The organism is Burkholderia sp. WP42, from assembly GCF_000745665.1.
GTDB lineage: Bacteria > Pseudomonadota > Gammaproteobacteria > Burkholderiales > Burkholderiaceae > Burkholderia > Burkholderia vietnamiensis.
Genome location: NZ_JQJT01000003.1, coordinates 116,942 through 134,401 on the forward strand (window position 1 = coordinate 116,942; position 17,460 = coordinate 134,401).

At 67.5% G+C, this 17,460-nt stretch carries 16 protein-coding genes and 1 tRNA gene; 11 read left to right on the forward strand and 6 right to left on the reverse strand.

The window, feature by feature from the left end:
• Window positions 1-48 precede the first annotated feature (48 nt).
• The 6 genes from EX20_RS00535 to EX20_RS00560 all read left to right on the forward strand — a co-directional run bounded on the left by EX20_RS00535 (window position 49) and on the right by EX20_RS00560 (window position 4,354).
• Window positions 49-124 (forward strand) — tRNA-Phe (locus EX20_RS00535).
• A gap of 351 nt (window positions 125-475) precedes the next feature.
• On the forward strand, window positions 476-1,210 hold the full coding sequence (queC, locus tag EX20_RS00540) for a 7-cyano-7-deazaguanine synthase QueC (RefSeq protein ID WP_011886353.1): 735 nt from the start codon (window positions 476-478) through the stop codon (window positions 1,208-1,210).
• Window positions 1,211-1,285: 75 nt separating this feature from the next.
• Window positions 1,286-1,918, forward strand: a complete 633-nt coding sequence (gene queE / locus EX20_RS00545; RefSeq protein ID WP_011886352.1) for a 7-carboxy-7-deazaguanine synthase — start codon at window positions 1,286-1,288, stop codon at window positions 1,916-1,918.
• 18 nt (window positions 1,919-1,936) lie between these two features.
• Window positions 1,937-2,389 (forward strand): 6-carboxytetrahydropterin synthase QueD, encoded by a 453-nt coding sequence (gene queD, locus EX20_RS00550; RefSeq protein ID WP_011886351.1) that lies wholly within the window; start codon window positions 1,937-1,939, stop codon window positions 2,387-2,389.
• Window positions 2,390-2,717: 328 nt separating this feature from the next.
• Window positions 2,718-3,503: an HpcH/HpaI aldolase family protein gene (locus EX20_RS00555; RefSeq protein ID WP_011886350.1), complete on the forward strand. Its 786-nt coding sequence runs from the start codon at window positions 2,718-2,720 to the stop codon at window positions 3,501-3,503.
• 134 nt (window positions 3,504-3,637) lie between these two features.
• The gene (locus tag EX20_RS00560) at window positions 3,638-4,354 is read left to right on the forward strand and encodes a tetratricopeptide repeat protein (protein ID WP_045578683.1); all 717 of its coding nucleotides are present in this window, start codon (window positions 3,638-3,640) and stop codon (window positions 4,352-4,354) included.
• A 99-nt stretch (window positions 4,355-4,453) separates the two neighbouring features.
• Here the strand turns inward: EX20_RS00560 and rodA are convergent, their stop codons facing one another.
• The 5 genes from rodA to EX20_RS00585 all read right to left on the reverse strand — a co-directional run bounded on the left by rodA (window position 4,454) and on the right by EX20_RS00585 (window position 10,714).
• A complete protein-coding gene (gene rodA, locus EX20_RS00565) occupies window positions 4,454-5,602 on the reverse strand; it encodes a rod shape-determining protein RodA (RefSeq protein WP_034192456.1) in 1,149 nt (382 codons plus the stop codon).
• 11 nt (window positions 5,603-5,613) lie between these two features.
• Window positions 5,614-7,893, reverse strand: a complete 2,280-nt coding sequence (gene mrdA / locus EX20_RS00570; protein WP_034192457.1) for a penicillin-binding protein 2 — start codon at window positions 7,891-7,893, stop codon at window positions 5,614-5,616.
• 105 nt (window positions 7,894-7,998) lie between these two features.
• Window positions 7,999-8,511: a rod shape-determining protein MreD gene (gene mreD, locus EX20_RS00575; protein WP_011886346.1), complete on the reverse strand. Its 513-nt coding sequence runs from the start codon at window positions 8,509-8,511 to the stop codon at window positions 7,999-8,001.
• A complete protein-coding gene (gene mreC, locus EX20_RS00580; protein WP_034192458.1) occupies window positions 8,508-9,542 on the reverse strand; it encodes a rod shape-determining protein MreC in 1,035 nt (344 codons plus the stop codon). The genes mreD and mreC overlap by 4 nt, the downstream gene beginning before the upstream one ends.
• A gap of 128 nt (window positions 9,543-9,670) precedes the next feature.
• Window positions 9,671-10,714: a rod shape-determining protein gene (locus EX20_RS00585; protein WP_004189550.1), complete on the reverse strand. Its 1,044-nt coding sequence runs from the start codon at window positions 10,712-10,714 to the stop codon at window positions 9,671-9,673.
• Between the two features lie 367 nt (window positions 10,715-11,081).
• Between EX20_RS00585 and gatC the strand changes: the two genes are divergently transcribed.
• The 5 genes from gatC (at window position 11,082) to EX20_RS00610 (ending at window position 16,202) form a co-directional block, all read left to right on the forward strand.
• Complete coding sequence (gene gatC, locus EX20_RS00590; RefSeq protein WP_006407213.1) at window positions 11,082-11,381, forward strand: Asp-tRNA(Asn)/Glu-tRNA(Gln) amidotransferase subunit GatC; 300 nt, start codon at window positions 11,082-11,084, stop codon at window positions 11,379-11,381.
• A 68-nt stretch (window positions 11,382-11,449) separates the two neighbouring features.
• A complete protein-coding gene (gatA, locus tag EX20_RS00595) occupies window positions 11,450-12,940 on the forward strand; it encodes an Asp-tRNA(Asn)/Glu-tRNA(Gln) amidotransferase subunit GatA (RefSeq protein WP_011886344.1) in 1,491 nt (496 codons plus the stop codon).
• A 4-nt stretch (window positions 12,941-12,944) separates the two neighbouring features.
• Window positions 12,945-14,417, forward strand: a complete 1,473-nt coding sequence (gene gatB, locus EX20_RS00600; RefSeq protein WP_014723858.1) for an Asp-tRNA(Asn)/Glu-tRNA(Gln) amidotransferase subunit GatB — start codon at window positions 12,945-12,947, stop codon at window positions 14,415-14,417.
• Between the two features lie 125 nt (window positions 14,418-14,542).
• The gene (locus tag EX20_RS00605; protein ID WP_011886342.1) at window positions 14,543-15,382 is read left to right on the forward strand and encodes a polyphosphate kinase 2 family protein; all 840 of its coding nucleotides are present in this window, start codon (window positions 14,543-14,545) and stop codon (window positions 15,380-15,382) included.
• 46 nt (window positions 15,383-15,428) lie between these two features.
• On the forward strand, window positions 15,429-16,202 hold the full coding sequence (locus EX20_RS00610) for an exodeoxyribonuclease III (protein WP_011886341.1): 774 nt from the start codon (window positions 15,429-15,431) through the stop codon (window positions 16,200-16,202).
• 132 nt (window positions 16,203-16,334) lie between these two features.
• On the opposite strand, the gene EX20_RS00615 is transcribed toward EX20_RS00610, so the two are convergent.
• Complete coding sequence (locus EX20_RS00615; RefSeq protein WP_011886340.1) at window positions 16,335-17,387, reverse strand: NAD(P)-dependent alcohol dehydrogenase; 1,053 nt, start codon at window positions 17,385-17,387, stop codon at window positions 16,335-16,337.
• Window positions 17,388-17,460 lie beyond the last annotated feature (73 nt).

Consider the following 17,460-nt stretch of genomic DNA (forward strand, 5'->3'; position numbering starts at 1 on the left):
AAACCCTTGTGCAAGTATCGATGGCTCGATATACTTTCATTCTTCGTTGGCCCGGTAGCTCAGTTGGTAGAGCAGCGGATTGAAAATCCGCGTGTCGATGGTTCGATTCCGTCCCAGGCCACCAGCAGTTCCAACCCCAAGAATCGGAAGATTCTTGGGGTTTTTCGTTTGTGGTGGGGTTTCGCAGGCACCGCGGCCGGCCCGGCAGTATTCGTCGGCACGTGATAAAATCCGTGCCCGCTCAATGACTTAGCGCATCGCTAACCGATGCGCGTCCGGGCTGTCGCAACGTGCGGCCGTGGCGCGCGGCAACGCTGCCGCGCGATGGGCGGTATAAGCGCACGGCCGCGTTTGCGGCTGACCGCGCTGCCTATACTGGTCGAGCCGGCGAGGGCCGGCACGCGTCGGGCCGCCCGGCGGCAGCCGGCCCCGCGGCGCGGCGCGACGCGAGCCTACACATTCACGGAGTATCACGGTGATTCGGACAGACGCTAAAGACGGCGCGCTCGTGTTGTTTTCCGGCGGCCAGGATTCGGCCACGTGCGTGGCCTGGGCCCTCGAACGCTACCAGACGGTCGAGACGCTCGGCTTCGATTACGGCCAGCGCCACCGCGTCGAGCTCGAATGCCGGGAAGGCGTGCGCGACGCACTGAAGCACCGCTTCCCCGCGTGGGCGGGCCGCCTCGGCGACGATCACATGATCGACCTGTCGGTGCTCGGCGCGATCAGCGACACCGCGATGACGCGCACGATCGAGATCGAGACCGCGGCGAACGGCCTGCCGAACACGTTCGTGCCCGGCCGCAACCTGTTGTTCATGACGATCGCGGCCGCGATTGCGTATCGCCGCGGCTTGCGCGTGCTGGTCGGCGGGATGTGCGAGACCGATTTCTCGGGCTACCCCGACTGCCGCGACGACACGATGAAGGCGCTGCAGGTCGCGCTGAACCTCGGCATGGACACGCGCGTCGTGCTGGAGACGCCGCTGATGTGGCTCGACAAGGCGCAGACGTGGCAACTCGCCGAACAGCTCGGCGGCGCCGCGCTGGTCGAGCTGATTCGCGTCGAGACGCACACGTGCTACGTGGGCGAGCGCGCCGAACTGCACGACTGGGGCTTCGGCTGCGGCGAATGCCCGGCCTGCAAGCTGCGCAAGCGCGGCTACGAGGCCTACCTGAAGGGCGAGCGGGTGACCGAAGCGCCGCTGTGAGGCGGCAGCGCCGGCAGCGCTTGATGGACAACCGATTCTGATCGACAACGAGCGGCGCGAGCCGGACGAAGCACGATGACTTACGCGGTCAAGGAAATTTTCTACACGTTGCAGGGCGAGGGCGCGAACGCGGGCCGTCCGGCCGTGTTCTGCCGGTTCGCCGGCTGCAATCTGTGGTCCGGCCGCGAAGAGGATCGTGCGGACGCCGTGTGCCGCTTCTGCGATACGGATTTCGTCGGCACCGACGGCGAGAACGGCGGCAAGTTCAAGGACGCCGCCGCGCTCGTCGCGACGATCGCCGGCCTGTGGCCGCACGGCGAAGCGCACCGCTTCGTCGTCTGCACCGGCGGCGAGCCGATGCTGCAGATCGATCAGCCGCTCGTCGACGCGCTGCACGCGGCCGGCTTCGAGATCGCGATCGAGACCAACGGCTCGCTGCCGGTGCTCGACACGATCGACTGGATCTGCGTGAGCCCGAAGGCCGACGCGCCGCTCGTCGTCACGAAGGGCAACGAGCTGAAGGTCGTGATTCCGCAGGACAACCAGCGGCTCGCCGACTACGCGAAGCTCGATTTCGAGTACTTTCTCGTGCAGCCGATGGACGGTCCGTCGCGCGACATCAACACGAAGCTCGCGATCGACTGGTGCAAGCGGCATCCGCAGTGGCGGCTGTCGATGCAGACCCACAAATATCTGAACATTCCCTGAGCGACGGCTTTTGACATCGTGCTGATTACCCGAAAACTCGAATTCGACGCGGGCCACCGCATTCCCGATCACCGCAGCCAGTGCAGGAACCTGCACGGTCATCGCTACGTGCTCGAAGTCACGCTGCGCGGCGATCTCGTCGATACCGAGGGCGCGCCCGACCGCGGCATGGTGATGGATTTCGCCGACGTGAAGGCGCTCGCGGTCGAGCATCTCGTCGACAAGTGGGATCACGCGTTCCTGGTCTACGCGCGCGACGAGGTCGTGCGCTCGTTCCTCGAGCAGATGGCCGACCACAAGACCGTCGTGCTCGACCGGATTCCGACCGTCGAGAACCTTGCCGCGATCGCGTTCGACATCCTCGCGCACGTGTACGACGCGCACTACGGCGTGAACCTGCGCCTCGAGCGCGTGCGCCTGTACGAAACGCCGAACTGCTGGGCCGACGTCGAGCGGGAGCCGTCGCGTTGACGGTGGGCGGCGGCGCGGTGGGTCGCTGGCTCGTTGATTTCGTTGATTGGTCGATTCGCAGGCGCGCCGAACTGCTAGCCTGGTGATTCGCTGATTCTCTAGCTCGATGACTCGCTGACCCGCCAACGTGGTCGACCCGCTGACCCACCGCCCCCTCGCACCTCCCTCCGCACCCGCATCACCACGCTTCGCCGCACATCCCACATTTCGCCCGACGGCGCGCTATGATCGACGCGTGGCGCCGCCTGCGCGTCCGCTCGGGCGCTGCCGTCCGGCCGTTCCCCAGTGCTGTTCCGTTCGACTGCCTGTCCGCCGGGAGGCCGTATCGATGAGCACGCTCACCAACACCATCAAGCAACGTCTACACGACGGCGACGAGCCGTTGTACGGCCTGTGGCTGTCGCTCGGCTGCGACTCGGTCGCGGAAGCGCTCGCACACGCCGGCTACGACTGGCTCTGCATCGACATGGAGCATGCGCCGAACGACAGCCGCGACGTCGCATCGCAGTTGCGGGCGCTCGCTGCCGCGCATCTGCCGACCGAGCCGGTCGTGCGCGTGCCGGGGCGCGAGCCGTGGCTCGTGAAGCGCGCGCTCGACGCCGGCGCGCGCACGCTGATGTTTCCCTGTATCGAAACGCCCGAAGAAGCCGCGCACGCCGTGCGGCTCACGCGCTTTCCGTCGCCGGAATCTCCCGACGGCCTGCGCGGCGTAGCCGGCATGGTGCGCGCGGCGGCGTTCGGCATGCGCCGCGATTATCTGCAGACGGCGAACGCGCAAGTCGCGGTGATCGTGCAGATCGAATCGGCGCGCGGCATCGACGAGGTCGAGCGGATCGCCGCGACGCCCGGCGTCGACTGCCTGTTCGTCGGCCCGGCCGATCTGGCGGCGAGCATCGGACATCTGGGCGACAGCCGCCACCCGGACGTCGCCGCCGCGATGGCGCGCGTGCTGGCGGCGGGCAAGCAGGCCGGCGTCGCGGTCGGCATCTTCGCGAACGATGTGGCGGGCGCGCGCCAGTACCGCGACGCCGGCTACCGGATGATCGCGCTGTCGGCCGACGTGAGCTGGCTGCTGCGCGCAACACGCCAGGCGCTGCAGGAGGTGCGGTCATGAACGACGTCGATCGAAACGGAGCAGGAGCCGGCGCCCCGACTGACGCAGGACCAGGCACGACCCCAGAACCAAGCACCGATGCCCGCGCCCGATCCGCACGCCACGCGGTCGGTCCGCGCGAGCGGCTCGGCGCGATGCTCGGCCTGTGCGTACTCTGCGCGGCAACCGCCGCCGCAGCCACCGCCCAAACCACCCCGCACCCGAAACCCGATCCCGCGCACGAGACGCAATCCGCGGTAGCCGACTACAACGCCGGCGACTATCGCGCCGCGCTCGTGCAGTTCCACGACGCGGCCGAGCGCGGCGACCGGCTCGCGCAGTTCAATTACGCGATGATGCTACTCACCGGCGTCGGCGTGAGCGCGAACGTCGACGAGGGGCTGCGCTGGCTCAAGCGGGCGGCCGACGCCAACATGTCGCACGCGCAGTACGTGTACGGGCGCATGTTCGACGACGGCGAGTTCGTCGCGCGCAACCCGGCCGAAGCGCACCGCTGGTTCCTGCGCGCGGCGAAGCAGGGGCACGTGCAGGCCGAGCTGTCGCTCGCGAACCAGTTTCTCGACGGGCGCGGCACGCCGCGCGACAACCGGCAGGCGTTCGTCTGGTACAAGCAGGCGGCCGATTCGGGCGAGCCGACGGCGCAGTACGTGACCGCATCGTTCTACGAGCGCGGCGGCGATGGCGTCGTGCAGAACCTGAACATCGCGCGTGCCTACTACGCGGCGGCCGCCGCGCAGGGCGACGAGACGGCCGGGCTGAAATTCAAGGAGCTGAGTGCGCGGCTGAAGGCGCAGGAACCCGCGGCGGGCGGCGGTGCGGACCATGCGAGCCCGCGCGCGGCGCCGCAGTGAGCGCGCGACCGGCCGCGACCGCTCGTCGATACGAAAAACGGCGCCGAGGCGCCGTTTTCGCTTGCCGCGGCCGCATGCGGCCACCCGTCGTGCGGGCGCTCAGCTCTTCATCAGCCGCCGCTGCCGCGCGACGCTCATGATCATCCCGATCGCGATGCCGAGCGTCGTGAGCGCGGTGCCGCCGTAGCTCATGAACGGCAGCGGCACGCCGACGACCGGCAGCACGCCGCTCACCATGCCGATGTTCACGAACGCATAGACGAAGAACGCGAGCGTGAGCGAGCCGGCGAGCAGCCGGCCGAACAGCGTCGCGCCCTGCGCGGCGATGTAGAGCCCGCGCGCGATCAGCGCCATGTACAGCGTCAGCAGCACGAGCCCGCCCGCGAGCCCCCATTCTTCGGAGAACACCGCGAAGATGAAGTCGGTGTGCTTCTCCGGAATGAATTCGAGGTGCGCCTGCGTACCCTTCAGATAACCCTTGCCGAGCACCCCGCCCGAACCGATCGCGATCACCGCCTGAATGGTGTGGAAGCCCTTGCCGAGCGGGTCGGAGGTCGGGTCGAGCAGCGTGCACACGCGGTGCTTCTGATAATCGTGCATCAGCGGCCATTGCACTTCCGGCTGGCAGATGCGCTCCTCGAACACCGCGATCGAGCCGATTGCGATCACGCCCGCGACCAGCACCGGCACGATCAGCTTGAACGACAGGCCGGCCAGATAGATCACGAAGAAGCCGGCCGCGAACACCAGCAGGCCGGTGCCGAGGTCGGGCTGCTTCGCGATCAGCCCGACGGGCACCAGCAGAATGCCGAACGCGGCGAGGAAGTCGTACCAGCGCAGCCCGCCTTCGCGGCGCTGGTAGTACCACGCGAGCATCAGCGGCGTCGCGATCTTGAGGATCTCGGACGGCTGGATCACGACGCCGACGTTCAGCCAGCGCTTCGCGCCCTTCTTGGTCATGCCGAACAGCGCGACCGCGACCAGCAGCGCGACCCCGACCGTATAGAGCGGGACCGCGAAGCGCATCAGCGTCGTCGGCGGGATATTGGCGATCACCCACATCAGCACGAACGTCAGCAGGATGTTGCGCAGTTGATCCTCGACGCGGCCCGGCATGTCGATGCTCGCGCTGTACAGCGTGACGATGCCGACGCACATCAGCAGGAACACGATGAGGGCGAGCGGGCGGTCGAAGCCCGCGAACATCTGCTTGATCTTGTCGAGCCAGGCGCGCTTGTCGAATTGCATGCCTTTCTCCGTTAATGAGCGGTGCCGGCGTTCGCCGCCTTCGCGGCGGCTGCGGCTCGGGAATTGTCGTCGCGCGGCGCGGCCGCGAGCGGCTGCGCATCGCTGGCCGGCCGGCGCGGCCGGTGCGGGCGCCGGATCGGCGGCAGACTCGCGGGCCGCGGCGCCGCAGCGCTCGCCTCGGTTGCCTCGGTCGCCGGCGCCGCGCTGGCGGCCGCCGCAGCACCCGGTGCCGATGCAGCCGACGCGGCCTGCGCCGCGCTCGGCACCACCGGTTGCGGCAGCGCCGTGAAGCCGGCGGCGACGGTGACGGGCTTCGTCGCGTCGCCGATCACGGGCGCGCTCACCGGCTCGGTCGCCGATGCGGCGGCGGCCACGGCCGCGGCCTCGTTCTTCGGGTTCTGGCGCTCGACCAGGTAGTAGTCGAGCACGCGGCGTGCGATCGGGCCGGCGGACTGCGCGCCCCAGCCGCCGTTCTCGACGACCAGCGCGAGCGCGATCTGCGGATGGTCGACCGGCGCGTACGCGATGAACAGCGCGTGGTCGCGCAGATGCTCGGCGAGCAGGTGGCCCTTGTAGTTCGAGCCCTGCAGCGAGAACACCTGCGCGGTGCCGGTCTTGCCCGCCGCGACGTACTGCGCGCCGCGGAACACCTTGTACGCGGTGCCCGACGGGTTGTCGATGACGTTCTCCATCCCGCGCTTCACGACGTCGAGGTCGGCGGCCTTGAGCGGGATGACCTCGCTTTCCTTCGGCACCGTCAGGTGGCGCGCGCGCGTGATCGGATCCTCGACTTCCTTCACCAGGTGCGGCTTCATCACGACGCCGTTGTTCGCGAGCGTCGCGGTCGCATGCGCGAGCTGCAGGATCGTGAACGAGTTGTAGCCCTGGCCGATCCCGAGGCTGATCGTCTCGCCGTCGTACCACTTCTGCTGCGCAGGCTTCTTGAACGCCTTCTTCTTCCATTCGGTCGACGGCAGGATCCCGCGCGCCTCGCCCTGGATGTCGATGCCGGTGATCTGGCCGAACCCGAACGGCTTCATGAAGTTCGCGATCGCATTGACGCCGAGGTCGCGCGCGAGCATGTAGAAGTAGGTGTCGTTCGACACCATGATCGCCTTGTTCATGTCGACCCAGCCCTGGCCCGAGCGCACGTCGTTGCGGAACGTGTGGCCGCCGAACGTGAAGTAGCCGGGATCCTGGAAGCCCCAGCCCGGCGTGCGCTTGCCGAGCGTCAGGCCGGCCAGCGCCATGAACGGCTTGTACGTCGAGCCGGGCGGGTAGGTGCCGTGCAGCGGGCGGTTCAGGAGCGGCTTGTCGGGCGAGTTGTTCAGCTCGTCCCAGGTCTGCTGGTCGATGCCGTCGACGAACGAGTTCGGGTCGAAGCTCGGCGACGACACGAACGCGAGCACGTCGCCCGTCTTCGGCTCGATCGCGACGAGCGCGCCGCGCTTGCCGGCGAACGCCTGCTCTGCCACCTGCTGCAGCGCGATGTCGAGCGACAGCACGAGGTTGTCGCCGGGCGTCGCCTGCGTGCGCGACAGCGTGCGCACGGGCCGGCCGCCGGCCGTCACCTCGACTTCCTCGAAGCCCGTCAGGCCGTGCAGCTCGGTCTCGTAGCTCTGCTCGACGCCGATCTTGCCGATGTAGTCGGTGCCCTTGTAGTTGTTCGCGTCGCGGCGCGGATCGTAGTGTTCCGGATCGCTGTCGTTGTCGTCGCTCATCGCGTCGATGCGATCCTGGTCGCGCTTCGAGATCCGGCCGATATAGCCGATCACGTGCGCGGCCGTCATGCCGAGCGGATACTGGCGGAACAGCCGCGCGCGCACGTCGACGCCGGGGAAGCGGAAGCGCTGCGCGGTGAAGCGGGCGACTTCGGCGTCGGTCAGGCGCGTGCGGATCGGCAGGCTCTCGAAATTCTTCGAGTCTTCCTGCAGCTTCTTGAAGCGGCGGCGGTCGCGCGCGTCGATCGGAACGATCTCGGACAGCTTGTCGATCGTGTTGTCGAGCGTGTCGTCGAGCTTCGACGGCGTGATCTCGAGCGTGTACGCCGAGTAGTTCTTCGCGAGCACCACGCCGTTGCGGTCGGTGATGATGCCGCGGTTCGGCACGATCGGCGCGACCGAGATGCGGTTTTCCTCGGCCTGCAGCGCGTATTTGCCGTGCTGCAGCAGCTGCAGGTAGAAGAAGCGGCTCGCGAGCAGCCCGAAGCAGACGAACACGAACACGCCCGCCGCCGCGACGCGCAGGCGGAACTTCGAGAGCTGCTGTTGGGTGTCGTTGAATTCGGTCATGCGCTTACAGTCGATCCGGCCCGCGCACGTCGAGCGCGCGGGCGAGGGGCCGCCTCGGGGCGCGTCGGGCGTGGGGGCGGCAGGTCATCAAGGTTCCGGTGCGGCTCAGATCGGACGCGTGTCGTCCGGGTCGACCGGGCGGCGTTGCGGCATCAGCAGCAGATGGCTCGCGATCGGCCACAGCGCGGCCTCGACGAAGCCGTCCACCAGATAGCGCCAGCCGGGGAACGCGGCGCCCATCATCAGCCGGATCACGAACGGCACCAGTTGCGCGCCGACCAGCAGCGGCGTCACGTACAGCACCTGCACGCCGATCGGCATCCACAGCACGCGCCGGTGGATCGTGATCGCACCGTACGACAGCAGCGTATAGGCGAGCGCATGCTCGCCGAGCAGCCCCGCGTCGTGCACGTCCATCAGGATGCCGAGCGCGAACGCGACGCCCATCCCGACCTTGCGCGGCTGATGGATGTTCCAGAACAGCAGCACGAGCGCGACGAAGTCGGGCACGCCGGGCAGGCGGCCCCACGGCATCAGGTTCAGCAGGAACGCGGCGGCGAGGCTGAAGACGATGAAGTACGGGTTGACCGGCTGCAGGATGTATTGCGGGCGATTCATCGCTGGGCTCCTGGTTGCCCGGCCGCGGGCTGCGCGGGCGCCGCCGGAGCCGCTGCCGCGGGCGTCGCGCCCGGTGCGGCGGCCGGCTTCGCGTTCGCGTCGGCCTTCTCCTTGTCGACCTTCGCCGCGCCCTTCGCGCCTTTCTTGCCCTTCGCGTTCTTGTCGGTCGGCTCGGGCTCGGCCGGGCGCGGCGGGACGTCGCTGCGGTAATGCAGCACCAGCATCTCGCGCGCGCCGCGCACCGCGGCGATCGGCGCGCAGGTCACGCGCGCGAACGCGGTATCGGCGAGCTTGTCGACGCGTACGACCTTCGCGACCGGCAGGCCGGGCGGATAGACGCCGTCGAGGCCGCTCGTGACGAGCTCGTCGCCCGCGACGAGGTCCGAGCTGGTCGGCACGAAGCGCAGATCCAGCGCATCGCCCTTCGGCGTGCCGTAGATCACGCTGCGCAGGCCGGTGCGCAGCACCTGCACCGGAATCGCGAGATCGCGGTCGGTGATCAGCGTGACTTCCGCCTGCAGCGGGAACACGCGCGTGACCTGGCCGACCACGCCGTCCTCGCTGACGACCGGCGCGCCGTGCTGGATGCCCTGTTGCGAGCCTTGTCCGATGACGATCTTCTGCGTGAACGGGTCGCTCGTGTCGTACTGGATCTCGACCGGCGTCGATTGCGTCGCGATGTGCTGGCGCAGCTCGAGCACCGCGCGCAGATGGATGTTTTCCTGCGCCAGCACCGCGGCCTGGTTGGCCTGGGTGGACAGCTGCAGGTTGCGCTTGCGCAGCGCGTCGTTCTCGTGGCGCAGAGACGCGCCGGTGACCGCGATGTCGGCCGCGCCCATGAACAGGTCGCGCGGCACGAGCGCCGCGCGCTGCAACGGGTACAGCACGGTGCCGAGCACGCCGCGGACGATTTCGAGCGTGCTGAAGCGCGCGTCCGACACGAGGAGCGCGATGGCGAGGGCGACGAAGAAGATGAGCCGCGCGAGCGCAGGCGGACCTTGCTTGAAGAGAGGCGGCGGACTGTATTCCATGGTCGGCGCCGGGCGCGTGGTGATCGGTTAAATAATGCTCAGACGCGCAAACGGCGTGGCGGTTCGTTCTGAGCGAGCGATCCGGCCACGCCGCGCGTGCGTCATGTCAAACGGGACTGCCTAGGCGATCACTCGTACGAGAAGATGCTGCCCAGCTTGTCCATGCGCTCGAGCGCCATGCCCGAGCCGCGCACGACGCAGGTGAGCGGATCTTCGGCGACGAGCACCGGCAGGCCGGTTTCTTCCGCGAGCAGGCGGTCGAGGTCGCGCAGCAGCGCGCCGCCGCCCGTCAGCATCATCCCGCGCTCGGCGATGTCGGCGCCGAGTTCCGGCGGCGTCTGCTCGAGCGCGATCTTCACCGACGACACGATCTGGTTCAGCGGGTCGGTCAGCGCTTCGAGGATTTCGTTGCTGGAGATCGTGAAGCTGCGCGGAATGCCTTCCGACAGGTTGCGGCCCTTCACTTCCATTTCCTTGACTTCGGAGCCCGGGAACGCGGAGCCGATTTCCTTCTTGATCGCCTCGGCCGTCTGCTCGCCGATCAACATCCCGTAGTTGCGGCGGATGTAGTTGACGATCGCTTCGTCGAATTTGTCGCCGCCGACGCGCACCGAGCCCTTGTAGACGATGCCGCCGAGCGAGATCACGCCGACTTCGGTCGTGCCGCCGCCGATGTCGACGACCATCGAGCCGGTGGCTTCCGACACCGGCAGGCCCGCGCCGATCGCGGCCGCCATCGGCTCCTCGATCAGGTAGACCTGCGACGCGCCCGCGCCGTGCGCGGCTTCCTTGATCGCGCGGCGCTCGACCTGGGTCGAGCCGCACGGCACGCAGATGATGATGCGCGGCGACGGCGAGAACATGCGAGACTCGTGCGCCGTCTTGATGAACTGCTTGATCATCTGCTCGGTGACGGTGAAGTCGGCGATCACGCCGTCCTTCATCGGGCGGATCGCCTCGATGTTGCCCGGCACCTTGCCGAGCATCTGCTTGGCTTCCTTGCCGACTGCCTGGATCGTCTTCTTGCCGTTGGGGCCGCCTTCCTGGCGGATCGACACCACCGACGGCTCATCGAGCACGATGCCCTTGCCGCGCATGTAGATCAGGGTGTTTGCGGTGCCGAGGTCGATCGCGAGATCGTTGGAGAAATAGCTGCGCAAAAAACCGAACATTCAGAATCCTGTTTCGCTCTGAGCCGGCCCTGGATAGCGAGCGCTGAGGGCGGCAGCGGAAAAAATAACAGCCTCGGGAAGCGTGGCGGAAGCGGCCGCCGCGGCGCACGAAGCTGCGAGTGATGTCTACCGGGAACCGCACGAAGCACGCACGGCTTGCCGAAGCGGCGAAACGGTGCGGGAAAAGGCTGGCCGGGTTTGGGTCGAACGCGTAATGATACCTTATAATTTCGCGGTATTTGAACCGAAACGGACGGTATTTTTGCCGCTTCGGTCCCGATTTTTGAGGGTGGGATCGCACCCTCCAACCCCCCGCCGCAGCGCGGTTTCAGATTGCGCTGCGCAGTCTTGTTTTTCCGGTGATCGCATGGCCCTGACCCTGACCGATGTGAAACGCATCGCGCACCTGGCGCGACTCGAAATGGCCGACGCCGACGCCGAGCACACGCTCGGCCAGCTCAATGAGTTCTTCGGCCTCGTCGAGCAGATGCAGGCGGTCGACACCGCCGGCATCGCGCCGCTCGCCCACCCGATCGAACAGATCCAGGAAGTCGCGCAGCGCCTGCGCGACGACGCCGTGACGGAAGTCGTCAATCGCGACGACAACCAGCGTCCGGCGCCGGCCGTCCAGGACGGCCTCTATCTCGTGCCGAAGGTGATCGAGTAAGCCTTCGACGACACGCGCGCCGGCGCCACGCCGCGCGCGCGACCCAGAATTCCCAGGAAAACCACTCAATGCACGCAAAAAGCCTGACCGAACTGCGCGCCGCGCTCGCCGCCAAGGAATGCTCGGCCGTCGAGCTCGCGCAGCTGTACCTGAAACGGATCGACGCGGCACGCGACCTGAACGCGTTCGTCCACGTCGACGCCGACCTCACCCTCGCGCAGGCGAAGGCCGCCGACGCCGAGCTCGCGCGCGGCGCGGGCGGCCCGCTGACCGGCGTGCCGATCGCGCACAAGGACGTGTTCGTCACGCGCGGCTGGCGCTCGACCGCCGGCTCGAAGATGCTCGAAAACTACCAGAGCCCGTTCGATGCGACCGTCGTCGCCCGCCTGCAGGCGGCCGGCATGGTCACGCTCGGCAAGACCAACATGGACGAGTTCGCGATGGGCTCGTCGAACGAAAACTCCGCGTTCGGCGCGGTGAAGAACCCGTGGGACACCCACGCGGTGCCGGGCGGCAGCTCGGGCGGCAGCTCGGCCGCCGTCGCCGCGCGCCTCGCGCCGGCCGCCACCGGCACCGACACCGGCGGCTCGATTCGCCAGCCCGCGTCGTTCGCGGGCGTGACGGGCATCAAGCCGACCTACGGCCGCGTGTCGCGTTACGGGATGATCGCGTTCGCGTCGTCGCTCGACCAGGGCGGCCCGATGGCGCAGAGCGCGTCCGACTGCGCGCTGCTGCTGAACGCGATGGCCGGCTTCGACGAGCGCGACTCGACGAGCCTCGAGCGCGACGACGAAGACTTCACGCGCCACCTCGGCCAGCCGTGGACGGCCGGCAGCGACGCGGCCAGGCCGCTCGCCGGGCTGCGCATCGGCCTGCCGAACGAGTATTTCGGCGCGGGCCTCGCCGACGACGTGCGCGCGACGATCGACGCGGCGCTCAAGCAATATGAAGCGCTCGGCGCGACGCTCGTGCCGGTGTCGCTGCCGAAGACGGAGCTGTCGATTCCCGTCTACTACGTGATCGCGCCGGCGGAAGCGTCGTCGAACCTGTCGCGGTTCGACGGCGTGCGCTTCGGCCACCGCGCCGCGCAGTACGGCGATCTGCTCGACATGTACAAGAAGTCGCGCGCCGAAGGCTTCGGCCCCGAGGTGAAGCGCCGGATCCTGGTCGGCACCTACGTGCTGTCGCACGGCTACTACGACGCCTACTACCTGCAGGCGCAGAAGATCCGCCGCATCATCGCGCAGGATTTCCAGGAAGCGTTCAAGTCCTGCGACGTGATCATGGGCCCGGCGTCGCCGACGGTCGCATGGGATCTCGGCGCGAAGGGCGACGATCCGGTGCAGATGTATCTCGCCGACATCTACACGCTGTCCGTGAGCCTCGCCGGCCTGCCCGGCATGAGCGTGCCGTGCGGCTTCGGCGCCGGCGCGAACGCGAAGCGCCCGGTCGGTCTGCAGATCATCGGCAACTATTTCAACGAAGCCCGGATGCTGCAGGTCGCCGATGCGTTCCAGCGCGCGACCGACTGGCACAAGCAAGTACCGGCAGGGGTGTAAGCATATGACTCAATGGGAAGTCGTCATCGGTCTCGAGACGCACGCGCAACTGTCGACCGTCTCGAAGATTTTCTCCGGCGCGCCGACGCAGTTCGGCGCCGAGCCGAACACGCAGGCCTGCCCGGTCGATCTGGCGCTGCCGGGCGTGCTGCCGGTGCTGAACCGCGGCGCGGTCGAGCGGGCGATCCGCTTCGGCCTCGCGATCGGCTCGACCATCGCGCCGCGCAGCATCTTCGCGCGCAAGAATTATTTCTACCCCGATCTGCCGAAGGGCTATCAGATCAGCCAGTACGAGATCCCGGTCGTCCAGGGCGGCCAGATCACGATCCAGGTGCCGGCCAATGAAAAGGCCGGCAAGCCGGCATACGAGAAGACGGTCAACCTGACCCGCGCGCATCTCGAGGAAGATGCGGGCAAGTCGCTGCATGAAGACTTCGCCGGGATGACCGGGATCGACCTGAACCGCGCGGGCACGCCGCTGCTCGAGATCGTCACCGAGCCGGAAATGCGCAGCGCGGCCGAGGCCGTCGCCTATGCGAAGGCGCTGCACGCGCTCGTCGTGTGGCTCGGCATCTGCGACGGCAACATGCAGGAAGGCTCGTTCCGCTGCGACGCGAACGTGTCGGTGCGCCCGGTCGGCCAGGAGAAGTTCGGCACGCGCGCCGAGATCAAGAACCTGAACTCGTTCCGCTTCCTCGAGGAGGCGATCAACTACGAAGTGCGACGCCAGATCGAGCTGATCGAGGACGGCGGCGAAGTCGTGCAGGAAACGCGCCTGTACGATCCGGACAAGCGCGAGACGCGCTCGATGCGCAGCAAGGAAGACGCGCACGACTACCGCTACTTCCCCGATCCCGACCTGCTGCCGCTCGTGATCGGCCAGGACTGGATCGAGCGCGTGCAGGCCGGGATGCCCGAGCTGCCGGCCGCGATCCAGCAGCGCTTCGTCGACCAGTACGGCGTGTCCGCGTACGACGCCGGCGTGCTGACGTCGAGCAAGGCGATGGCCGCGTACTTCGAGGCGGTGGTCGCGAAGGCCGGCGCGGCGAACGCGAAGATCGCCGCGAACTGGCTGATGGGCGACGTATCGTCGCAGCTGAACCGCGACGGCATCGAGATCGACGCGATTCCGGTGTCGGCCGCGCAGCTCGCGCTGGTGCTGCAGCGCATCGCCGACGGCACGATCTCGAACAAGATCGCGAAGGAAATCTTCGCGACGATCTGGGACGAGAAGGCAACCGATGAAGGTGCGGCCGACCGCATCATCGACGCGAAGGGCCTCAAGCAGATCTCCGACACCGGCGCGCTGGAGGCGATCATCGACGAGGTGCTCGCGGCGAACGCGAAATCGGTCGAGGAATTCCGCGCGGGCAAGGAGAAGGCGTTCAACGCGCTGATCGGCCAGGCGATGAAGGCGACCAAGGGCAAGGCCAATCCGCAGCAGGTCAACGAGCTGTTGAAGAAGAAGCTCGGCTGAACGTGGCCGCGCACCCGAGCCGCGTGTGACGACGGGCCGCCGCCGAACCTGTTCGGGGCGGCCCGTCGCTTTGGCGGATGCGCTATCGTGTGCGACTGACCGCGCACCGTCCAACGGAGGAACGAATGGCGAAACAACCGTCGCTCGACGATTTCCGCGTGCCGTACGGCACGCGCGACAAGGCAGCTGCCGCATTCACGCTCGACGCGTTCGATCCGGCGGCGAAGCCGTTCTCGTCGGGCTCGAAGGACACCGACCGCGAACGGCTGTCGGCCGTGTCGATCGAACTCGACACGCATCAGGAACGCCTGCACGCGCAGCACAAGAAGCGCGTGCTGCTGGTGCTGCAGGGCATGGACACCAGCGGCAAGGACGGCACCGTGCGCGCGGTGTTCCGCGAAGTCGATCCGCTCGGCCTGCGCGTCGTGCCGTTCAAGGCGCCGACGCCGATCGAGGCCGCGCACGACTTCCTGTGGCGCGTGCATGCGCAGGTGCCGGCCGCGGGCGAGCTCGCGATCTTCAACCGCAGCCACTATGAAGACGTGCTGGTGCCGCGCGTGCTCGGCATGATCGACGCGAAGGAATGCGAGCGCCGCTACCGGCAGATCCGCGATTTCGAGACGATGCTGGTCGAGAGCGGCACGACGATCGTCAAGTGCTTCCTGCACATCTCGAAGGACGAGCAGCGCGCGCGGCTGCAGGCGCGCATCGACGATCCGACCAAGCACTGGAAGTTCGACATCGCCGATCTCGACGCGCGCAAGCACTGGGATGCGTATCAGTCGGCATACCGCGATGCGCTCGCCGCGACGTCGGTCGAGCATGCGCCGTGGTACGTGATTCCGGCGAACTCGAAGACGCACCGCAACGTGATGATCGCCGAGCTGCTGCTGCGCACGCTGACCGACATGAAGCTCGAATTCCCGCCGCCGAAGCCGGAGCTCGAAGGCGTGAAGATCAGCTAGCGATCCCGTCAAACCCATCGAAACGAACAGAACCACGGAACCCGACATGATGCGAGTGATTACCGCCAACCTGAACGGCATCCGCTCCGCCGCGAAGAAGGGCTTCTTCGACTGGCTCGGCGAACAGAACGCCGACTGCGTGTGCGTGCAGGAAATCAAGGTGTCGGCCGACGACCTGCCGGCCGAATTCGTCGAGCCGCACGGCTTCAAGAGCTATTTCCATCACGCGGCGAAGAAGGGCTACAGCGGTGCGGGCGTGTACAGCCGCCGTGAGCCCGACGACGTGATCATCGGCTTCGGCAGCAGCGAATTCGATCCCGAGGGGCGCTACGTCGAGGCGCGTTACGGCAAGCTGTCGGTCGTGTCGGTGTACGTGCCGTCCGGCTCGAGCGGCGAAGAGCGCCAGCAGGCGAAGTACCGCTTCATGGACGAATTCATGCCGCATCTCGCCGAGCTGAAGCAGCAGCGTGAGGTGATCCTGTGCGGCGACGTGAACATCGTCCACAAGGAAATCGACATCAAGAACTGGAAGAGCAACCAGAAGAACTCGGGCTGCCTGCCCGAGGAGCGCGCGTGGCTCACGCAGCTGTTCGACGAGGTCGGCTACGTCGACGTGTTCCGCACGCTGGACCCGCGCCCCGAGCAGTACACGTGGTGGAGCAACCGCGGCCAGGCGTACGCGAAGAACGTCGGGTGGCGCATCGACTACCAGATCGCGACGCCGGGCGTCGCGGGCACCGCGAAAAGCACGTCGATCTTCAAGGACATCAAGTTCAGCGATCACGCGCCGCTGACGGTCGATTACGACTACAAGAAGTGAGCGGCGGCATCGCCGCGATGCGTGTAGCGCGATGCGCATGGCGCATGGCGCGGCCGTCGGGCCGTTCCGACGGTCGATGAAAAACGGGCCGCATGTCGAACGACATGCGGCCCGTTTTCGTTGCGACGCCGGTTACTGCGCGAGCGACGCCATGTCGACCACGAACCGGTACTTCACGTCGCTCTTGAGCATCCGTTCGTACGCGGCATTGATCTGCTGCATCGGGATGACCTCGATGTCCGACGTGATCCCGTGCTGCGCGCAGAAATCGAGCATCTCCTGCGTTTCGGCGATCCCGCCGATCAGCGAGCCCGCGAGACGGCGGCGCTTGAAGATCAGGTTGAACACCTGCGGCGACGGATGGTCGTGCTCGGGTGCGCCGACGAGCGTCATCGTGCCGTCGCGCTTCAGCAGGTTCAGGAACGGGTTCAGGTCGTGCTGCGCGGCGACCGTGTTGAGGATGAAGTCGAAGCTGTTCAGGTGCGCGTTCATCTGCGCTTCGTCCTTCGAGACCACCACTTCGTGCGCGCCGAGCCGCTTGCCGTCTTCGATCTTCGACGGCGACGTCGTGAACAGCACGACGTGCGCGCCCATCGCGCGCGCGAGCTTCACGCCCATGTGGCCGAGGCCGCCCAGGCCGACGATCCCGACCTTCTTGCCGGGGCCGGCGTTCCACTGGCGCAGCGGCGAATAGGTCGTGATCCCCGCGCACAGCAGCGGCGCGGCGCCGGCCGGATCGAGCGACTCGGGCACGCGCAGCACGAACGCTTCGTCGACGACGATCCGCGTCGAATAGCCGCCGTACGTGACCTCGCCCGTCACGCGGTCCTGGCCGTTGTAGGTGCCGACGAAGCCGTTCTCGCAATACTGCTCGAGGCCTTCCGCGCAACTCGGGCAGGTGCGGCACGAATCGACGAGACAGCCGACGCCGACCAGCTCGCCGACCTTGAAGCGCGAGACCTGCGGGCCGGTCGCGCTGACGCGGCCGACGATTTCATGGCCCGGCACGACCGGGTAGATCGTGTTGCGCCACTCGTTGCGGGCCTGATGAAGGTCCGAGTGGCAGACGCCGCAGTACAGCACCTCGATCTGCACGTCGAGGTCGCGCAGCGCGCGGCGCTGGAGTTCGAAAGGGGCGAGCGGCGAGCGCGCGTCGGTCGCCGCGTAAGCGTAGGTTGTGCTCATGCAATGGGCTCCTGATCCGGAAATCCGGCAAAACGGGCTGCCGCCGCGTCATGTGGCGGCGCGGCGAGACAGG